Source organism: Liquorilactobacillus satsumensis DSM 16230 = JCM 12392, assembly GCF_001435195.1.
GTDB classification, from domain to species: domain Bacteria; phylum Bacillota; class Bacilli; order Lactobacillales; family Lactobacillaceae; genus Liquorilactobacillus; species Liquorilactobacillus satsumensis.
Genome location: NZ_AZFQ01000054.1, coordinates 39,017 through 55,564, shown reverse-complemented (window position 1 = coordinate 55,564; position 16,548 = coordinate 39,017). Strand labels below are relative to the sequence as shown.

The 16,548-nt window shown below is 41.3% G+C and carries 13 protein-coding genes; 8 read left to right on the top strand and 5 right to left on the bottom strand.

Features of this window, described 5'->3' with window-relative positions:
- Positions 1–227 precede the first annotated feature (227 nt).
- Both FD50_RS11155 and FD50_RS11150 read left to right on the top strand, forming a co-directional pair.
- Positions 228–2,144, top strand: a complete 1,917-nt coding sequence (locus FD50_RS11155) for an SEC10/PgrA surface exclusion domain-containing protein (protein ID WP_056961764.1) — start codon at positions 228–230, stop codon at positions 2,142–2,144.
- A gap of 653 nt (positions 2,145–2,797) precedes the next feature.
- The gene (locus tag FD50_RS11150) at positions 2,798–3,337 is read left to right on the top strand and encodes a GNAT family N-acetyltransferase (RefSeq protein WP_056961762.1); all 540 of its coding nucleotides are present in this window, start codon (positions 2,798–2,800) and stop codon (positions 3,335–3,337) included.
- Between the two features lie 58 nt (positions 3,338–3,395).
- Here the strand turns inward: FD50_RS11150 and FD50_RS11145 are convergent, their stop codons facing one another.
- A complete protein-coding gene (locus FD50_RS11145) occupies positions 3,396–3,935 on the bottom strand; it encodes a CDP-alcohol phosphatidyltransferase family protein (RefSeq protein ID WP_201780649.1) in 540 nt (179 codons plus the stop codon).
- Positions 3,936–4,118: 183 nt separating this feature from the next.
- Between FD50_RS11145 and FD50_RS11140 the strand changes: the two genes are divergently transcribed.
- From FD50_RS11140 to FD50_RS11130, 3 genes are all read left to right on the top strand, one after another.
- Positions 4,119–5,576 (top strand): amidase, encoded by a 1,458-nt coding sequence (locus FD50_RS11140; protein ID WP_056961760.1) that lies wholly within the window; start codon positions 4,119–4,121, stop codon positions 5,574–5,576.
- An 88-nt stretch (positions 5,577–5,664) separates the two neighbouring features.
- Positions 5,665–7,155, top strand: coding sequence for an FAD-dependent oxidoreductase (locus FD50_RS11135; protein WP_056961758.1), 1,491 nt, complete (start codon positions 5,665–5,667; stop codon positions 7,153–7,155).
- 332 nt (positions 7,156–7,487) lie between these two features.
- Positions 7,488–7,895, top strand: a complete 408-nt coding sequence (locus FD50_RS11130; RefSeq protein WP_054755795.1) for a VOC family protein — start codon at positions 7,488–7,490, stop codon at positions 7,893–7,895.
- 83 nt (positions 7,896–7,978) lie between these two features.
- Here the strand turns inward: FD50_RS11130 and FD50_RS11125 are convergent, their stop codons facing one another.
- From FD50_RS11125 to FD50_RS11110, 4 genes are all read right to left on the bottom strand, one after another.
- A complete protein-coding gene (locus FD50_RS11125; RefSeq protein ID WP_082610535.1) occupies positions 7,979–9,103 on the bottom strand; it encodes a PQQ-dependent sugar dehydrogenase in 1,125 nt (374 codons plus the stop codon).
- 87 nt (positions 9,104–9,190) lie between these two features.
- A complete protein-coding gene (locus tag FD50_RS11120) occupies positions 9,191–10,006 on the bottom strand; it encodes a carbohydrate ABC transporter permease (protein ID WP_049166078.1) in 816 nt (271 codons plus the stop codon).
- 3 nt (positions 10,007–10,009) lie between these two features.
- Complete coding sequence (locus FD50_RS11115) at positions 10,010–10,864, bottom strand: carbohydrate ABC transporter permease (RefSeq protein ID WP_056961755.1); 855 nt, start codon at positions 10,862–10,864, stop codon at positions 10,010–10,012.
- A 5-nt stretch (positions 10,865–10,869) separates the two neighbouring features.
- Positions 10,870–12,168: an ABC transporter substrate-binding protein gene (locus tag FD50_RS11110; protein WP_056961753.1), complete on the bottom strand. Its 1,299-nt coding sequence runs from the start codon at positions 12,166–12,168 to the stop codon at positions 10,870–10,872.
- 128 nt (positions 12,169–12,296) lie between these two features.
- Here FD50_RS11110 and FD50_RS11105 point away from each other — a divergent pair, with 128 nt between their 5' ends.
- From FD50_RS11105 to FD50_RS11095, 3 genes are all read left to right on the top strand, one after another.
- Positions 12,297–13,436: an ABC transporter ATP-binding protein gene (locus FD50_RS11105; protein WP_056961751.1), complete on the top strand. Its 1,140-nt coding sequence runs from the start codon at positions 12,297–12,299 to the stop codon at positions 13,434–13,436.
- Positions 13,437–13,666: 230 nt separating this feature from the next.
- Complete coding sequence (locus FD50_RS11100) at positions 13,667–14,869, top strand: MFS transporter (RefSeq protein WP_056961749.1); 1,203 nt, start codon at positions 13,667–13,669, stop codon at positions 14,867–14,869.
- A gap of 369 nt (positions 14,870–15,238) precedes the next feature.
- Entirely contained in the window at positions 15,239–16,471 is a 1,233-nt protein-coding gene (locus tag FD50_RS11095; protein WP_056961747.1) for an acetate/propionate family kinase, read from the top strand.
- Positions 16,472–16,548 lie beyond the last annotated feature (77 nt).

The window sequence follows — 16,548 nt, the reverse complement described above, 5'->3', positions numbered from 1 at the left end:
TCGTAATTTCGAGTTAGCACTCAAATTTTCCCGACTTATGTCACACTCTCTATTTTTGTGCATATCTTTAAGGTACATCTAAATGTAGCTATTATTAATGAGCGAGTTTGTGTTAAAATATTGTTGTAGAAAAATATTCATACATATTTAGAATTAAATTACTATGAAGTTTCAAAAATAAGCATTAACTAATAAAAATCAAAAAATACATGATAAAGGTGTTACATATGAGAAAAGCAAAGATTGCAATGGCAACGACTGCTGCATTTGCAGGATTGACTATCGGGGTTATGAATGTGCATGCAGATACGGTTAATGAAGCAACTGCTAAGCAGGCGCCCACTAATCCGCTGAGTAATGCGACCACTGCAACAACAAGTGCGGTGACCAGTACTACGACCACTGCTTCCGTGACAACTCAGCAGACTACAGAAAAATCAGCAAGTACAAGTAGTAGTCTGCAAGAAAAGGCGGCGACTTCGAGTACTCAAACGACTGCGTCAAATGCAAGTGATATTTCTGCAACGACACAGAGTGCTACCAGTGCTAGTTCGATTAAAACCGCTGCTGCAACCCAAAAGGAGGCTGCTACTAGTGCGGCGGCAAGTGCTGAGAGCAAAGCTGCAACAGAGTATACTACCGCCGTAGCCCAAACAAAAGCACAGCAGGTAGCAGAATCTGCCGCCACTAGTTCAGCTTATGCGCAAAAAATTAATAACCAAAAGCAAACTAATGCTGCCACTGAGAGTGCAGCTGCGCAAAAAGTTGCCACTGCCCAAGCTGCCTTGAGCAGTACTGCCGAGTCTGCAACAGCTACGCCGGCACAGCAGACGTTGGATAGTGATCCAATAATTTATGCGAAGACTGCGGGACATACGATTTCTACTGAAGCGCAATTACCAGTTGTCTTAACTAAACCAGTTGTTAAGAAATCAGATGTTGCATCTGATTATGGTTATTATGGATACATTAATACGAATAATAGCGATAAAACTGCCGTTGTTTCAACAACTGGTTTAACAAAGCAGCAACAGTACGAACTAGCAGATTATGCAGTAACCCTGGTTAACTCATACCGAACAGCAATTGGAACAGAAACACTTAAGTATAATAGTAACGTTGAAGATGCGACGATTGCTGAGGCGGCAATTCGGAACCAAGAACAGCTCGATTTTACACATCTTTCTTTCAATGAGACTGAAAAAGCAGCTTTTAGTGCACAAGGATTGCAACTTGATGGCGAGAATCTTGGTGTTGCACAGGCGACTGCAGCTGAAAGCAAAACAACGATCTTAGCTTTAAAGGTGGCATTGTTAAATGCAATTACTGAGATGGTCTATGTTGATGATGCACATGCCAATGGTCATTTACACAATTTTGTGGTTGCAGATTACATGGGGGTCGCAGTTCAAGCTAACGCCAGCATGACTTATCCTTATCAACTTATCTTTGAAGTTGCAAGTGCTGTACCTAGTTCGCATGTTACGCAAAAAGCAGCAATTGCATTAACTGCAACAGCAAGAATTAAACAGGCGCAAGCAAGCGCTAATCAGCAATACACAGCTGCAAAAGAGGCCGTTGCGTCAGCCTTAATTGCACAGGCAAACCTTAAGTTAACCAACGCTGCTTTGCTTAATGCACTAGTGACACAAAGAGATGCAGCATTAACTAGGCTGGCAACACTTCAACAACAAGCACTGATTAATTTGGCTGACAAATATCAGACGCAAAAAAATAATATTCAAACAAAATTAGCTGCACAGAAAAAAGCAATTGAGATTGCAGCTGCCAGTCAAATTGCACAGCTGGCTAATGCAAATAAGCGTGTCAGTCGGATTAAAGCCGCAAATATTTCAGTAAATGAGCGTGGACGTGTGCATAAACTGGACGGAATTACTGCTAAACAGATTATCTATGCTGTTCCTACACATAAACTGACTGAGATCTCAAGCTATGCGCTGTCAAATGAAACTAGGCAACCGGTTGAACAAACAGGACGCAAGGAAGCTGAAATGTGGGCAAAAGCACTGCCGCAAACCGGTGATGATGCTGGAAATACGCTTAGTCTGACAGGCATCCTGCTTGCGGTATTAAGCTTATTAAGCGGCACTTGGCTGTTGCACAAACAACGTACTTTTAAATGAAGATTGAAGAAGACATAGATCTTAAAAAGCAGTTTATATAGAAAGGAGCTGTGACAAAAGTTAAATTTTGTCGCAGCTCCTCTTTTATTTCGGATAAACGTGTTCCATAAGCCAAAATTTGAGTGCTAACTTCGAATTACTCATAGCAAAGTACTCGCTATGTTCGTAATTTGAGTTAGCACTCAAATTTTCCCGACTTATGTCACACTCTCTTTTTATTTTTTTCAGATAAACATGTCCCTTTTTTAAACCAAAATACTGATGTTCCAGTTGCTGTAATTAGCACTTAGGATGTGGATGTGTTGCCACCTCTGAAAGTTAGGCGGGCCTTGGGTTTTAAAAACTATCATAGTTGCAGTTGCAACTAAAATCATTAATAATGAAAACATGCATCCTTTCAAAAAAGGGGATTAAGTAAGTCAGCCGGCTGGGGGCAGCTTAACGAATGGTCGTCGCTGGAAAGATACAGCAGCTCTTCAATTATTGGGAGAAAAGTAGCAGAAAATAGCTTAGAAAAGTTGGGACAATTGCACGTGCACATTTGGCAAGCACCACGGAGTAAATTGTGGCACAGCGTTTAGCAAAAATTGCTGAAAACTTAAGGATGAATATTGGTAAAAAGGCAATCGGCGAAACTATTAGGAGGATTAAAAATGGAAAATGAGATGAAAAGAGTCAAGCGGACCGAGGCGGCGACTTTGCGTACGCTTAGTATAGCAACTTTCAATGAGACTTTTGAAGCAGACAATACTGTAGAAAATATGCGGGCGTACCTGCAGGCAGCCTACAACTTGGAAAAGTTAAAGCAAGAATTAGCAAATCCTGATTCAGAATTTCAATTTATTTTTCACGCGGGGAAACTTGCCGGATATGTAAAACTCAATGTGGGGGAAGCACAATCGGAAAGTCAGGGAAAAAAGGCTTTAGAGATTGAACGTATCTATATTAAGCAGGAGTTCAAACGTCAAGGGCTGGGAAGCAAATTGCTTAATTACGGCATTGAACAGGCCCAAAAACTGGGTAAGGACTATGTCTGGCTTGGAGTTTGGGAGCATAATAATTCGGCTTTGAGATTTTACCACAAAATGGGTTTTAAACAATTTGGAGAACATGTTTTTAAGATGGGAACTGATCTACAGCGGGATTTACTTGTAAAAAGAGATGTGTCAGCAGTGTTGGCTGAATCTTTTTAGGCTGAATTGCTAAAAACAAAAAACAGACCCAACTAGTATTCTTTAAACCAACTCTTTACTATTTGCTGAAGATTGAGGGACGATCTCGGCGTAATGTTTTTGAAGTCAGATTAATAACCAACTCTTCCAGTGCGGCTACTGTCGCGAGTGCACAAATAATGGAAGTAACCCTTCCTTGATCCCAGAATGTGAATAAAACAGGAAAGAAAAATAAGCTTAGACCGGTTGCTTTGTTAGCGTAAGTATGCAAAAAAGCACAGTGATGGTACCTGATATAACCAACTGTTAACGAAAGTAAACGGATGGCTGCAATTGCAAAAATCCAAAGAATTAGTCCCCACCAAAGTTTAAGCACAGGTAAGCAAAGTAGCAGTACAAAACTGATGAAGATTAAATCGGCACAACTGTCAAGGATTTGGCCTAAAGTACTTGTCAGTTGCCTTTTTCTGGCTAGATATCCATCCAAAACATCGCTAAGTCCGCAAACAAAGTAGAGCGTAAAGAACGGGATTGAAAATGGTGTTGTTAGTAGAAGACAACAAGCTGCAATTATCCGTGTAAGGGTAATCAGATTAGGCAGGTTTTTAATTGGAATCACCTCGCGCATTTTTTAAATTTTTTGATCACTAAGTTGTTGTTTATAGTATAAAGTATTTTTGGAAAAACAGGTCAATTGGAACCAAGTTTTTTAGCCAAAATAATTGCTTAAATACTGAGGAATAGTTAAAGTTGAGGTAATCAAAACGGCAATTAATGAATTTGAACAAGCGGGAGGACTAAAATGACAATTGATGCTTTAGGGCAAGCACAACTTGTAAAAACTGGAATTTGTAGTAGTTCCGAACTGGTGGAAGAAAGTTTACAAAAATGTGCACAGCTTAATCCCCAATTAAATGCGGTTATTCATACGAGAGCAAAAAAAGCTTTATTGGAAGCAAAAGCCGTGAATAAGGAGGCTCTTTTTGCAGGCGTGCCCTTACTTTTGAAAGGATTAGGTCAAAATTTAGCAGGTGAGCCTGCCACAGCGGGCGCACGTCTATTGCAGTACAATATTGCTCAGCAGACTGATTTTTTTGTACGCAGACTGCAACAAGCGGGCTTTATTATAATCGGACAAACCAACACCCCAGAGTTTGGTTTCAAAAATATCACAGACCCGCTGCTCTACGGACCAGCTCGTAATCCGTGGAATACTGATTATTCACCTGGAGGCTCTTCTGGTGGAGCCGCAAGTGCATTAGCTGCAGGAATGGTAACTTTAGCTGCTGGAAGCGATGGTGGAGGATCTTTACGAATTCCAGCTTCTTTTACGGGATTGATTGGATTAAAACCAACTCGTGGACGGGTACCAGTCGGACCTGGCTCATGGCGCGGATGGCAGGGGGCCGCGCTTGATTTTGCGTTGACACGGTCAGTGCGTGATACAGCGGCTTTACTAGATGTACTCCAAGTTGTGCAACCTGCAGCACCTTTTCAGACGCCATTAGAACAGTCGGGATTTTTGCAAGCGATTAACCAACCGTTACCCCAAAAACTAAGAATTGGCTATACAACAACCTCTCCTGTGGGGACACCGGTGAGTGCAGCTGCTCAAAAAGCAGTTGAAGAGGCGGTTATTTTTTTGGAAGGACAAGGCATCGCAGTTGAAGAAACAACGGATTCAATCGCTGGACGTGCCTTAATGCAGGGATATTATATTATTAATGCTGGTGAAACGGCTAGTTTGTTTGCAGATCTTGAGCGTCGGGCAGGTAAAAAGGTAACACGTTCAGAAGTTGAATTGACCACTTGGGTAATTTATCAAGCCGGATTGAAGTTGAGCGCGGTTGATTATAGCCAGACACTTAGCGCGTGGGATCAAATTAGTTATGCGGCCGACAAACTGTTTGAAAAATATGATCTTTATTTAACCCCCACGACTGCGACTACAGCACCACAAATAAAACAGGATTTGATTCCCGCGGACTTGGTGCCACAGATGGAGAATGTGACGGCACTTAACAAGAACGAACGTCTCCAACTGGTGAGCGCCTTGTTTGAACGCAGTTTAGCATTGACACCGTTTACACAGCGCGCAAATATTACGGGACAACCAGCGATCAGCCTACCGACATATCTTTCAGCACGCGGATTGCCGCTTGGAATTCAATTCATTGCACGCAAAGGTAATGAGCGGCTTTTACTGCAAATTAGCAAGCTTTTTGAGGAAAACGGTAAATTTAAAATGTTGTTGCACTAGCATCTGGATTGAAGATTAATTTTAAAAATCTTGTTTGATAATGCACAAGGTATCCAGTAAAATCAAAAGAGGTCAGGAGGCGGAAAAAATGAGTCAAAATTATTTCGAGGTTGTCGTTGTTGGAGCAGGGGCGTCAGGAATCGGAGCTGCTTTAACTGCAGCACAACAAAATTTGTCAGTATTGTTATTGGAAAAAGGAAATCGCCCGGGCGGAGCAGGGATGTTTGGCGCGCAGGGATTGTTTGCAGTTGAAAGTCAGCAGCAACAACAAAGCGGTGAAAGCTACACCGTCAAAGATGCTTTTCAGGAACTGGTAGATTATAGTCACCATCGAGTCAATGAATCCTTGGTAAAAAAAATTGTAGCAGAATCAGCGGCCACGATTACCTGGTTAAATGAAAATGGTTTAGCAACTGAGTTGGTGTCAAATACTCAAGAGGCACATCAGAAACATCCTAGGGTTTATCACCAGTATATTGATAAATTCAACGGGTTTGCACGTTTGCTGGCACGTTTTGAAGCACTTGGAGGCGTCTTGTTGACTGAGACTACCGGAAAAGAAATAGTTACAGATGATGCTGGGAGAGTTACCGGCATTCAAATTCTTGAAAAACAGGGAAGAAGCAGACTAATCAATTGTCGTGCTGTAATTGCCGCAGATGGAGGCTTTGTTGGTAACCAAAAAATGGTGGCATCAACTTTAGAAACTGACAGCCGCGAATTTTATAGCATGGGAGAACGAAAAGCAACTGGCGATGGGTTACGAATGCTTGCTCAAATTGGGGCTGATACTAGAAAAAAAGGTGCATTTGAGAATCATGCTGCAAGTGTTGTCTCTCAAGTAGATCCTAAGTGGCGCAAGCCTTCAATTTTTACACTAACTAACTTACCTTTATTATGGGTTGATCGTGCAGGCAAACGATTTACAAATGAAGGTGTGGTTTATGATTTTGCCCTGTGGGGGAACACGACCTTTGCAGCAGGTGGTTGTTATTACTATCTTTTTGATGAAGCTTTTGTTGCTAAAATTACTAAAACGGCGCTTCCTTTGACAGATTCATTCGAGAGAACCTTTAAGAATTTGGCACATAAAGAAGTTACGCATCAAATTGGACCATTTGCGCAACTCAAGGAAGATTTGCAAGAAGCACAAGCCAACCAGGTAGCATTTGTAGGGGAGACCCTGAGTGTGCTGGCTGACAAACTGGGAATGAGTGCTACTGAGTTGGTTAAAACGGTCACAGAATACAATAGATTTGTGAAAAACAAGGCAGATCTTCAATTTTACAAAGACCCGGCATACCTGCAGTTTGATTTGCAAAAGGGACCTTTCTACGCTGTCAAGGCAACAACGACTTCATTGGGAACAATTGGCGGCGTCCGTGTTAATGAAAAAATGGAGGTCCTTGGAATGGATGGCTTAGCACTCAAAGGAGCTTATGCAACGGGTAATAATGCCAGTGGGATGTATGACACTTCTTATCCGACGCTTGAAGGTGTGAGTTGTGCGTTTGCTTGGAATTCAGGTCGGATTGCAGGACAAGCAGTGGGAAACTATCTGCAAAATAGCGGACACTAGTTGAATGCAAGTGCTATAAGTCGAAAAAATTTGAGTACTAATGCGGACTTACGAACAGGGTGCGTGCTTTGCACTGAGAAATTCGCAGATAGACAGGGAAGGTTAACTTATGAAACTCGTTTAGCTGGAACAAAGTAGGAGCTGAGTCAAAGGTTAACTTGTGACCAGCCTCTGCGCTGTTTCTTTATGCTTTTGTAAGCGATATCATTTGCTGCCTTCAAGGAAGCATGAGACAATGAAATTGAGATAGCTGGCTGGTAGTTGATGTTAGTGTGCGAAGTTTTTTGGCAGTTGTCACACTTAGATTGCAAACTAGATAAAGGAGCAAAACAATGGTTAAAAAAATGATTTTTGTGAACTTACCAGTAACTGAGATGCAACGGTCAATCAAATTCTATAAAGCCCTGGGTTTTAAGCAGAATATGGAATTTTCGAACGAAAAAGGGACAGCAATGATGTGGACAGATAGCATTTGGGTGATGCTTTTGCAGCACGCTTTTTATCAACAGTTTTTAAAGGGACAGGTGATTGCTGATACAAAGAAAGCCAGCGGTTCGATGACTTCATTTAACCTGGAAAGTATCGCTGCAGTTAAAGAGTTTGCCCAACGCGCTAAAGAAAATGGCGGTGATTTCTATCATGTTGAAATGGATATTCCAGAAGACCAAATGTATGAGTTAGAGATTAAAGATCCAGATGGGAACTTGCTTACGGTTGCTTGGATGCCGACGCCGTTATAGTTTAAAATGTGAAAATTATGCAGTAAAAAGTGGGTCACTAGTCTCTTAATTGAAGCTAGGGCACACTTTTTTTGCGGTAACTTTTAGTTAGCCTTGAGGGTAACACTTAAGATTTGATCGTCATGTGCTGCAGGAGAACCGCGGCCATCGGTATTATTGGTAATAAAAATTAATTTTTTCTTATCGGGGGAAATGATGACATCACGCAGGCGGTCAGCTTGTTTTGAATAATAAGTCAAGGAACTCTGTGGTGCAGTGGCTGCAACAGCTCGCAAGACAGTTCCTCTAAGATTAGCAATCAAGAAAATTCCGTTGTAAAAAGCCAAACCGCTTGGACTGGCATCCGCTGGGCGCCATTGCTGAAGCGGCGAGACGAAACCTTTGGCTGCTGTTTTGCCTTCATGCTGAGGCCAGCCATAGTTGCTACCAGCTTTAATTTTATTAAGTTCATCCCATTCATTTTGACCGAATTCGGTGGCATAAAGAATTCCCTTATCTGTCCATGCAAGACCTTGTGGATTACGATGTCCATAACTATAAACTAGCGAATTAGGAAAGGGATTGTCTGTTGGGACTTTTCCTGTCGGAGTCATCCGCAAAATTTTACCGGCCAGAGAGCTAAGTTTTTGTGCATTTTCAGGATTGCCAGCATCTCCGGTAGTTGCGTACAGCATTCCATCAGGTCCAAACTTGATGCGACCGCCATTGTGGTTGGTAGCGTGGGGAATGCCACTAAGAATAATTTCTGCGTTCTTTAACCCGTAGGAACCTTCAGTGCCGGTGAGTTGATAACGTACGATTCGATTATCTTGGGTGGTTGAATAATAGGCATAAAGGTAAGACTGACCATTGAGGGTTCGGGTTGTGATTCCAAGAAGGCCGTCTTCGCTTTGATGTTCAACTTCAGCGATGCGCCCAATTGTCCGTGTTTTACCATTAGTGAGTACCTCAAGAATTTCACCGCGATCACGCGTACTGACTAGTAAGCTGCTGCGATAGTAAGTGAGTGCCCAAGGCGCATGCAAGTTGCGGGTTACCGTGATCGGAGTACCAACTAACTGTGCTTTTTTGTACACCCCGGTCACAACCGTTTGTTTTGACGTTTGCCGTTTTTCCTTGTTAGTTTGAGAAGAGTTGAGAAAAAACAAGAATCCTCCTAAAACAATGCATCCCAAGAATATTCCGCTAAACAGGACTGCTTTTTTCATATGCTGCCATTCCTTTCTTCAGAATTGCTGGGAGTGGTAGACAATTGAGCGGCAAATTAAGTACACATTTTGCTTAGCTGAGTTTTACTATTTGATTGCACCTTCTGTCACACTTGTCATAACCTGTTTTTGCAATAAGAGGAAGAGAATGATGATTGGAACCATTGACAGCACTAATCCAGCGAGTGCCAGTTGCCATTGACTATTTGTTTCACCAAAGAATGAGTACATCTTTAACGGGATCGTATACATACCATCCTTGTTAACTACTAGTGAAGGCAACAGGTAATCATTCCAAATCTTCATGGCGTTTAAAATGACAACTGTCCCAGTCATAGGGCTAACTGCCGGGAAGATAACATAGACAAATGTTTTCAAGGGATAAGCTCCGTCTAGGGCAGCTGCTTCGTCGAGACTCTTGGAAACTCCCTGAAATGCTCCATAGAATAGAATAATTGAGAGACTGACAGATAAGCCAGTATTCATAATAATCAAGCTGGTTCGATTAAGAAAATTTACTCTGCCAAAAAGCGAAAGCAAAGGAATCATAATTGATTGAAAGGGAATCAGCATGGTGCCTGCACAGAGGTAATAGACGACAGAACTAAAAGGACCTTTGACTCGCGAAAGTGCGTAAGCGGCTGCAGCTGAGATTACAGTAATGATTACCACACTGCCTACGGTGATAATAACCGAGTTGACAAAGCTATTGGTGAAATCAAGAGCCTGATAAGCAGTTTTAAAGTTAGTTAAGGTGAAATCACGGGTGAACCATAGCGGATTTTGGAAGACTCCCCGTTTACCTTTTAGGGCATTGATCAAAACGATGATAAATGGATAAAACCACCCGAGGGCAAGGAGTCCGAAAAGAAAACCTAGCAAAATTTTTCGTGACTTTTTCATCAGCTATCCCTCCTGTTTTCTTGAGATTGCCAACTGGATAAAGGATACCAAAGTTACGCAAAGAAAGAGAATAATGCCGGCAGCTTGTGCATATCCTTGTTGAAAGTTGACAAAAGCGGTGTTGTAAATATACATCGAAACCATTTCTGTAGAACGGTACGGCCCGCCGTTGGTTAAGGCTAAGTTTTGTTCATAGAGTTTAAATGAATTGGCTAAGGTTAGGAAAAGGCTAATTGTAAAGGCAGGTGCTAATTGCGGTAACTTAACATAAAAGAAAATCTGTGTCGGTTTAGCCCCATCCAAAATTGCTGCTTGAATTGTATTTTGAGGGATTGCATTTAGGAAAGAAACGTAGATCAGCATGATGTAACCACTCATCTGCCAGACAAATAAGATTACGATTCCCCAAAAACCGGTTGTTGGATCACTGAGCCAACCTTTTAGAAAATTAAGGTCAAAAGCGGTTGCTACAGCTTGAAAAGCAGAAGTAAAGATAAATTGCCAGATGAAACCAAGTAAAATCCCGCCGATCAGATTAGGCATGAAGAAGATTGTACGCAGTGATTTTGTTAGCCGGTTATTATGGGTGGTAACAATCAGTGCAAAAGCTAATCCTACAAGATTAATCAAAACAACTGCGACAACAGAAAACTTAACTGTCAGCCAGAAACTTTGCAAGAAGGTAGCGTCGCGGAAGAGAACTTCGAAGTTTTTCCAGCCGATGAAGGAGGCACGTAACCCATTGGAATCAGTAAAAGAATAGTAGATTCCAATCAAAAAAGGAACAACGATGATCAGCAAGATAAAAATAAGTGCTGGTAAAACAAAAGCAAGATATTGGTGTTTTTTGATTAGCATTTTGCTCACTCCCCACTTTGAATTTCTCTAAGTTGTCGGTACTTAGCTGAGACTTCTTTTTTTAGATTGCTCCAAGAGATGCGATTAACGAAGTAGCGTTGCATGTATGGACCCAGTGCCTGGTTAGTGAAGCCGTTTGGATATTGTTTGTGAATCGGAGCTTGTGCTTTTTTAGAAGTACCAATCCGATAGATTTCTTTTGAAAGATCATCTGGAAGGCGTGAGACGTCAAAATTTTTAGTGGCTGGCACAAAGCGCATCTCGTTGATAATGACGTTTTGGGCCTGTTTAGAAGTGTACATCCAATTGATGAAATCCTTAGCAGCCTTTTCTCTGTGCGGATGATCATTGGTAATTCCTAGATACCATGAAGAACCAGTGAGGATTCGAGCGCTACCGCTGTTCTTAACAAAGAAAGGCAGCATCCCTAAATTTTTTTGAACATACCCTTTTTCGAGGCCATCGAGGGTAGGAATGATCCAATTTCCTTGGGGAATCATTGCAACTTTGCCATTAAAGAAAAGATCCTGAACTGAAGGATCATATTTGACAGACAGAATGGGTTGGACGTTGTATTTTTTGATAAGATCGTAATATTGCTTCATTTGTTTTTCATATTTCCAGGAAAAGGTCGTGCTTTTGAATGCTTTAACTAAATTATTATTGTAAGGCAAGGAAGTAAACTGAGCTGAAACAGAGGCAATTGAATTAGTATCACCACCGTTGAAACCGAAAACGGCTTCTAAACCGAGTTGCTTTTTTTCAGCATTTAATTTTTGGACCGCTTTCAAAAATTCAGAATAGTTGGTAATCTTTGAAACATCAATTCCAGCTTTGGCAAAGACTGCCTTATTGTATGACCATCCGTAAGCTTCCAAGTCAACTGGAATTCCAACCATGCGATTATTTGAAAGCCCTCCACTTACGAGAGCAGGGATTATGTTTTTGCTTGCTTGGAGATTTTTAAGGTTGATCAGGTGTTCTTTGTAGCGGTCAATTTCGGGCAAGCCCCCGAGCATAATAATATCGGGAGCCTCTCCTGAAGCAAATTTGGCCTGCAGTGCCGCTGCACCACCCCCCTGACCGGAAGTTGTTATTTGGATATTAACATTTGGATGTTTAGCATGATACAGCCGTGCAAGCTTTTGATACTGGGTGCTAATTTCGGGTTTCTGATTAAAAAAATTAAGCGTAATTTTTGAACTTTGTTCTTTTTGCGAGCCAAAACTACAACATGTTAAGACAAATAATGATAAACTCAACATAAAAGTTATCCCAGCAATCCTAAAAAAATTGTTCTTCATCTTTTTCGCCCCAATTCGTTTTTCAACCGTTTGTCAAGTGCACCATTCTTTCTTACTTAAATTTTATGTTTTTATTATGAAACACTGTAGATGCAAAAGCAAAGAATAAACCCGAGGAGGCGTTTCTCATGAGCAAGATTCAGATTGAACACCTTTATAAACGATATGATGGAGCAGATAGTGATACCTTGAAAGATATCAATTTAGAAATTGATGACAAGGAATTTGTGGCAATTATTGGGCCATCAGGTTGCGGCAAGTCAACTTTGTTACGCTGCTTTTCGGGCTTGGAAGAAGTTACTAAGGGCGAGATTTTGGTCGACGGACAGCGTTTTGATAACCTTCCGCCTCAAAAGCGCAGTATTGCGATGGTTTTTCAAGACTATGCGCTTTATCCGCATATGACTGTCTATAACAATATGGCGTTTAATTTAAAGCTTAGTAAATTCTCTAAGAGTGAGATTGATGCAAGGGTCAAAGCTGCGGCTAAAAAGTTGAAATTGACTGATTACCTGCTGCGTAAACCAGCCCAGCTTTCTGGTGGACAACGGCAGCGAGTGGCTTTGGGGCGTGCCATGGTCCGTAACCCTGAAATCTTTTTGATGGATGAACCGCTCTCTAACTTAGATGCCAAGCTGCGTGTTTCTACCCGACAAGATATCATTGAGCTACATAGGCAGCTTGGGACGGTTTCAATTTACGTGACACATGATCAGGCAGAAGCAATGGCAATGGCTGATAAGATCTTGATTATGCGTGCTGGAGTAGTACAGCAATACGGTAAACCAGAAGAGCTGTACGATAAACCGCGCAATCTTTTTGTAGCGCGTTTCATTGGCTCGCCTAGTATGAACATTTTAAAAGGAAAATTGGCTAGTACAGGGGTTTTTACGACCGGTGGGGTAGATTATGATCTAAGTGGCATTGTTGCCAAGGAGTTATTGCCACAAAATACTCGCGAAATTATTCTTGGATTTCGGCCTGAAAAAGTCACACAGGTTGAAGTTGCTGGGAAAAAAAGTGGGAGCGCAGAGTTAGCTAGTCCGCGCAAGGATTATTTCGTGTTAGAGGCGGTTAAAAATTTAGCTGAGTACATGGGCGGTCATACACTGGTCTATCTGAAAACTGCAGACGGGATTAATATTGTGATTCAGACCCCCAAAAGAATTCCTAATGATGGTAATCAACGAAAGTTGCAGTTGTACTTGCATAAAGAAAACATTTATTTATTTGATGCTAAAAGTGGATTGACTATTCAAGGCAAATAAGGCTGGATGCTAATTTACAAATTGTAATAGATTAAAGGATTGAGTCAGATGCAGATTTTGACGCAATCCTTTTTTGCTGGTTGCAGGAGTTTATTGAGCGGGTGCTACTGAAAACTGCAAATAGGTTTGGGTTTAAGGCGTTGACAAGACACCTCTAAAAATGGTAAAACTTTAGCTGTCACATGTGTCTTGACACCTTGGCGGAGTTTAGAAAATTTTGGAGGAAGTTAATGGAAAAGGGAAGTTCTGGTACACGGAGATTATTATTTGTTACGGGATTAGCATGGCTATTCGATGCAATGGATGTGGGAATGCTTTCTTTTGTAATTGCAGCTTTGAAAGAAGAGTGGCAGCTTAATGAATTACAGATGGGTTGGATCGGTAGTGTCAGCTCAATTGGGATGGCGGTGGGTGCCGTTTTCTTCGGCTTTTTAGCTGATCGTATGGGCCGTAAAGATGTTTTAGTTTTCACAGTGCTCTTATTTTCAATTGGAACTGGCTTTTCAGCCTTAACGACTGGATATACATTATTCGTAATTTTGCGCTTTTTCGTGGGTGCGGGACTTGGTGGTGAACTGCCAGTGGCCTCAACGCTAGTTTCAGAAAATGTGGCAGCACAAACTCGTGGCAGAACGGTTGTTTTATTAGAAAGTTTTTGGGCAGGCGGTTGGATTATTGCAGCACTTATTTCTTATTTTGTTATTCCTAGCTGGGGTTGGAGAATTGCACTCTTAATTGCGGCATTACCGGCATTTTATGCGTTGTATTTACGTGCTGGTTTGTACGAATCTGCAGAATATCGGCAGCGGGTTAGACAAGAAAAGCCGAAATTATTGCAGTCATTAATGGCGTTGTGGGGAGCAAATTATCGCCGCGCAACTTTAATGCTGTGGATCGTCTGGTTTATGGTCGTCTTTTCTTATTATGGCATGTTTTTGTGGATGCCAAGTGTGATTGCACTTAAAGGATACAGCCTAGTTCACAGTTTTGGTTACACTTTGTTAATGACTTGTGCACAATTACCAGGATATTTTGCGGCAGCTTGGCTGGTTGAAAAGGCTGGGCGTAAATGGGTATTATCACTCTTTTTAGTAGGTACGGCGTTAAGTGCTTTAGGATTTGGAACGGCAACAAACCTGAGTATGTTATTGCTTTCTGGAATTTTGTTATCGTTTTTCAATTTAGGTGCTTGGGGTGCTTTGTATGCCTATTCACCTGAACAATATCCAACTGTAATACGCGCAACAGGCTCAGGAATAGCGGGTGGGATTGGTCGCTTGGGCGGGATCTTTGGTCCGCTAATGGTCGGCAGTCTGTTGGCAGCAGGTTCTTCCTTTGCCGTTATTTTTAGTATTTTTTGCGGTGCAATTTTAATCGCAGTGCTTGCCATTATTTTCTTAGGTAAGGAAACAAAAGGATTGGAGCTGGACTAACACAGCATTCTTAGTCTGAACTGATAGTTGAATCAACTGTTTTACAGAACCTAAGTAGCGGTCTTCATGAAGATTTCTCCCAAACTTGGACATGAAAATTCAAGCCTAGGGAGATTTTTTATTAGCACTAGTTGAGCTTTTAAAGGTGGGTTGAGTGCTGTTAAGGATTTAGTTGGCATTAGCAATTTTAGTGAAAATAAGCACAAAATAAATAAAATTAAGGTTGATTAAGCTTATAAATATCTCTTTATCCGTATTGATTCCTTTAAATATAAGATAGATGGTCAATTTGCATTGACATTTATGAATAAAATGCTATCATTTTATTTGTGAATATAATCACATATAAAGTTTTTGGGGGGTTCACCTATGCGTAAAATTTTAGCCGTTAATTCAGGCAGCTCAACTTTGAAAATGCGTGTGTTTGAAATGCCATGCGAAAGGGAAAGTGCTAGCCTTTTATTTGATCCTATCAAGCGTGAACATTGCAATATTCTACTTAAAACGGGAACACAACAAAAAATTTGGCATCTCCAACAGGGCTTTGATTATAATGAAGCTGTTGCGTATGCTGTCAAACTTTTGTTAAATAGCAAGGTGATTTCCTCCCTAGATGAGATTAAAGGTGTTGGTCACCGGATTGTTGCTGGTGGCGAACGCTTTACGCATTCTGTTGTAATTACGCCTGAGGTATTGACACAAATTGAAAAACTAAGTGAACTTGCACCTTTGCATAATCCTGCTAATTTGAAAGGGATTGCCGCAATTCAGAAAATCTTGCCTGAAGTTCCCCAAGTTGCCGTTTTTGACACTGCTTTTCACGCAGCAATGCCCGCCAAGAACTTTCTTTACGCTTTACCTTATGCTTATTACACAAAATATGGGGTACGTAAATATGGAGCTCACGGCACCAGCCATCGATATGTTGCGCTACAGGCTGCGCAAAAACTCCACAAACCATTGTCCAAATTAAAGCTGATTACGCTCCATCTTGGTTCTGGAGCGTCAATTACAGCTATTAAAGATGGGAAAAGTGTTGATACCTCAATGGGCTTTTCTCCAGTTTCTGGTTTGATGATGAGTTCACGCGCAGGCGATGTTGATTTTTCTGCACTTGCCTATTTGATGCATAAGGGTGTGATTGCTAATATTGATAGTTGTCTTGCACTTTTAAACCATGATTCCGGTTTGTTAGGAATCTCACAGCATAGTGCTGATTTACGCCAAATCGAAGAAAAAGCCAAAACTGATCCTCAGTCTCAGCTAGCAATTGAAATGTTTGTTAAAAAAATTTGTGATTATCTTGGCGCGTATTGGTTGGAACTCGGTGGCGCAGATGCGCTCGTCTTTACTGGTGGAATTGGCGAAAGAGACGCTAAGATGCGCGCACGGATTACCGCCAAGCTGGGGGCTTTGCAAATCTTTGCGGATTTGGCAGCTAACAAAGACGCCAATGAGCGTGAAGCGGATTTTACTGGGAAAGATAGCAAAGCAAGGTTGTTTGTCATTCCTACAAATGAAGAACTAATGATTGCGCGTGATGTCAATGAACTCACCAATGAAGTTTCACTTAAAGTAGGTGAGCATTTAAAAAAGAATTAACTAAGCAGCGCAGCATACAGGCGCAAAAAATGAACAATAAGATTTGATGTATGAAAATCTGGATATCCAAAATAAAG

Bases quoted from the DNA above. Each gene is read 5' to 3' on its own strand.
- FD50_RS11115 (WP_056961755.1), bottom strand. From the start codon at position 10,864: ATGCTAATCAAAAAACACCAATATCTTGCTTTTGTTTTACCAGCACTT.
- FD50_RS11110 (WP_056961753.1), bottom strand. From the start codon at position 12,168: ATGAAGAACAATTTTTTTAGGATTGCTGGGATAACTTTTATGTTGAGT.
- FD50_RS11120 (WP_049166078.1), bottom strand. From the start codon at position 10,006: ATGAAAAAGTCACGAAAAATTTTGCTAGGTTTTCTTTTCGGACTCCTT.
- FD50_RS11095 (WP_056961747.1), top strand. From the start codon at position 15,239: ATGCGTAAAATTTTAGCCGTTAATTCAGGCAGCTCAACTTTGAAAATG.
- FD50_RS11150 (WP_056961762.1), top strand. From the start codon at position 2,798: ATGGAAAATGAGATGAAAAGAGTCAAGCGGACCGAGGCGGCGACTTTG.
- FD50_RS11100 (WP_056961749.1), top strand. From the start codon at position 13,667: ATGGAAAAGGGAAGTTCTGGTACACGGAGATTATTATTTGTTACGGGA.
- FD50_RS11130 (WP_054755795.1), top strand. From the start codon at position 7,488: ATGGTTAAAAAAATGATTTTTGTGAACTTACCAGTAACTGAGATGCAA.
- FD50_RS11140 (WP_056961760.1), top strand. From the start codon at position 4,119: ATGACAATTGATGCTTTAGGGCAAGCACAACTTGTAAAAACTGGAATT.
- FD50_RS11125 (WP_082610535.1), bottom strand. From the start codon at position 9,103: ATGAAAAAAGCAGTCCTGTTTAGCGGAATATTCTTGGGATGCATTGTT.
- FD50_RS11155 (WP_056961764.1), top strand. From the start codon at position 228: ATGAGAAAAGCAAAGATTGCAATGGCAACGACTGCTGCATTTGCAGGA.
- FD50_RS11105 (WP_056961751.1), top strand. From the start codon at position 12,297: ATGAGCAAGATTCAGATTGAACACCTTTATAAACGATATGATGGAGCA.
- FD50_RS11135 (WP_056961758.1), top strand. From the start codon at position 5,665: ATGAGTCAAAATTATTTCGAGGTTGTCGTTGTTGGAGCAGGGGCGTCA.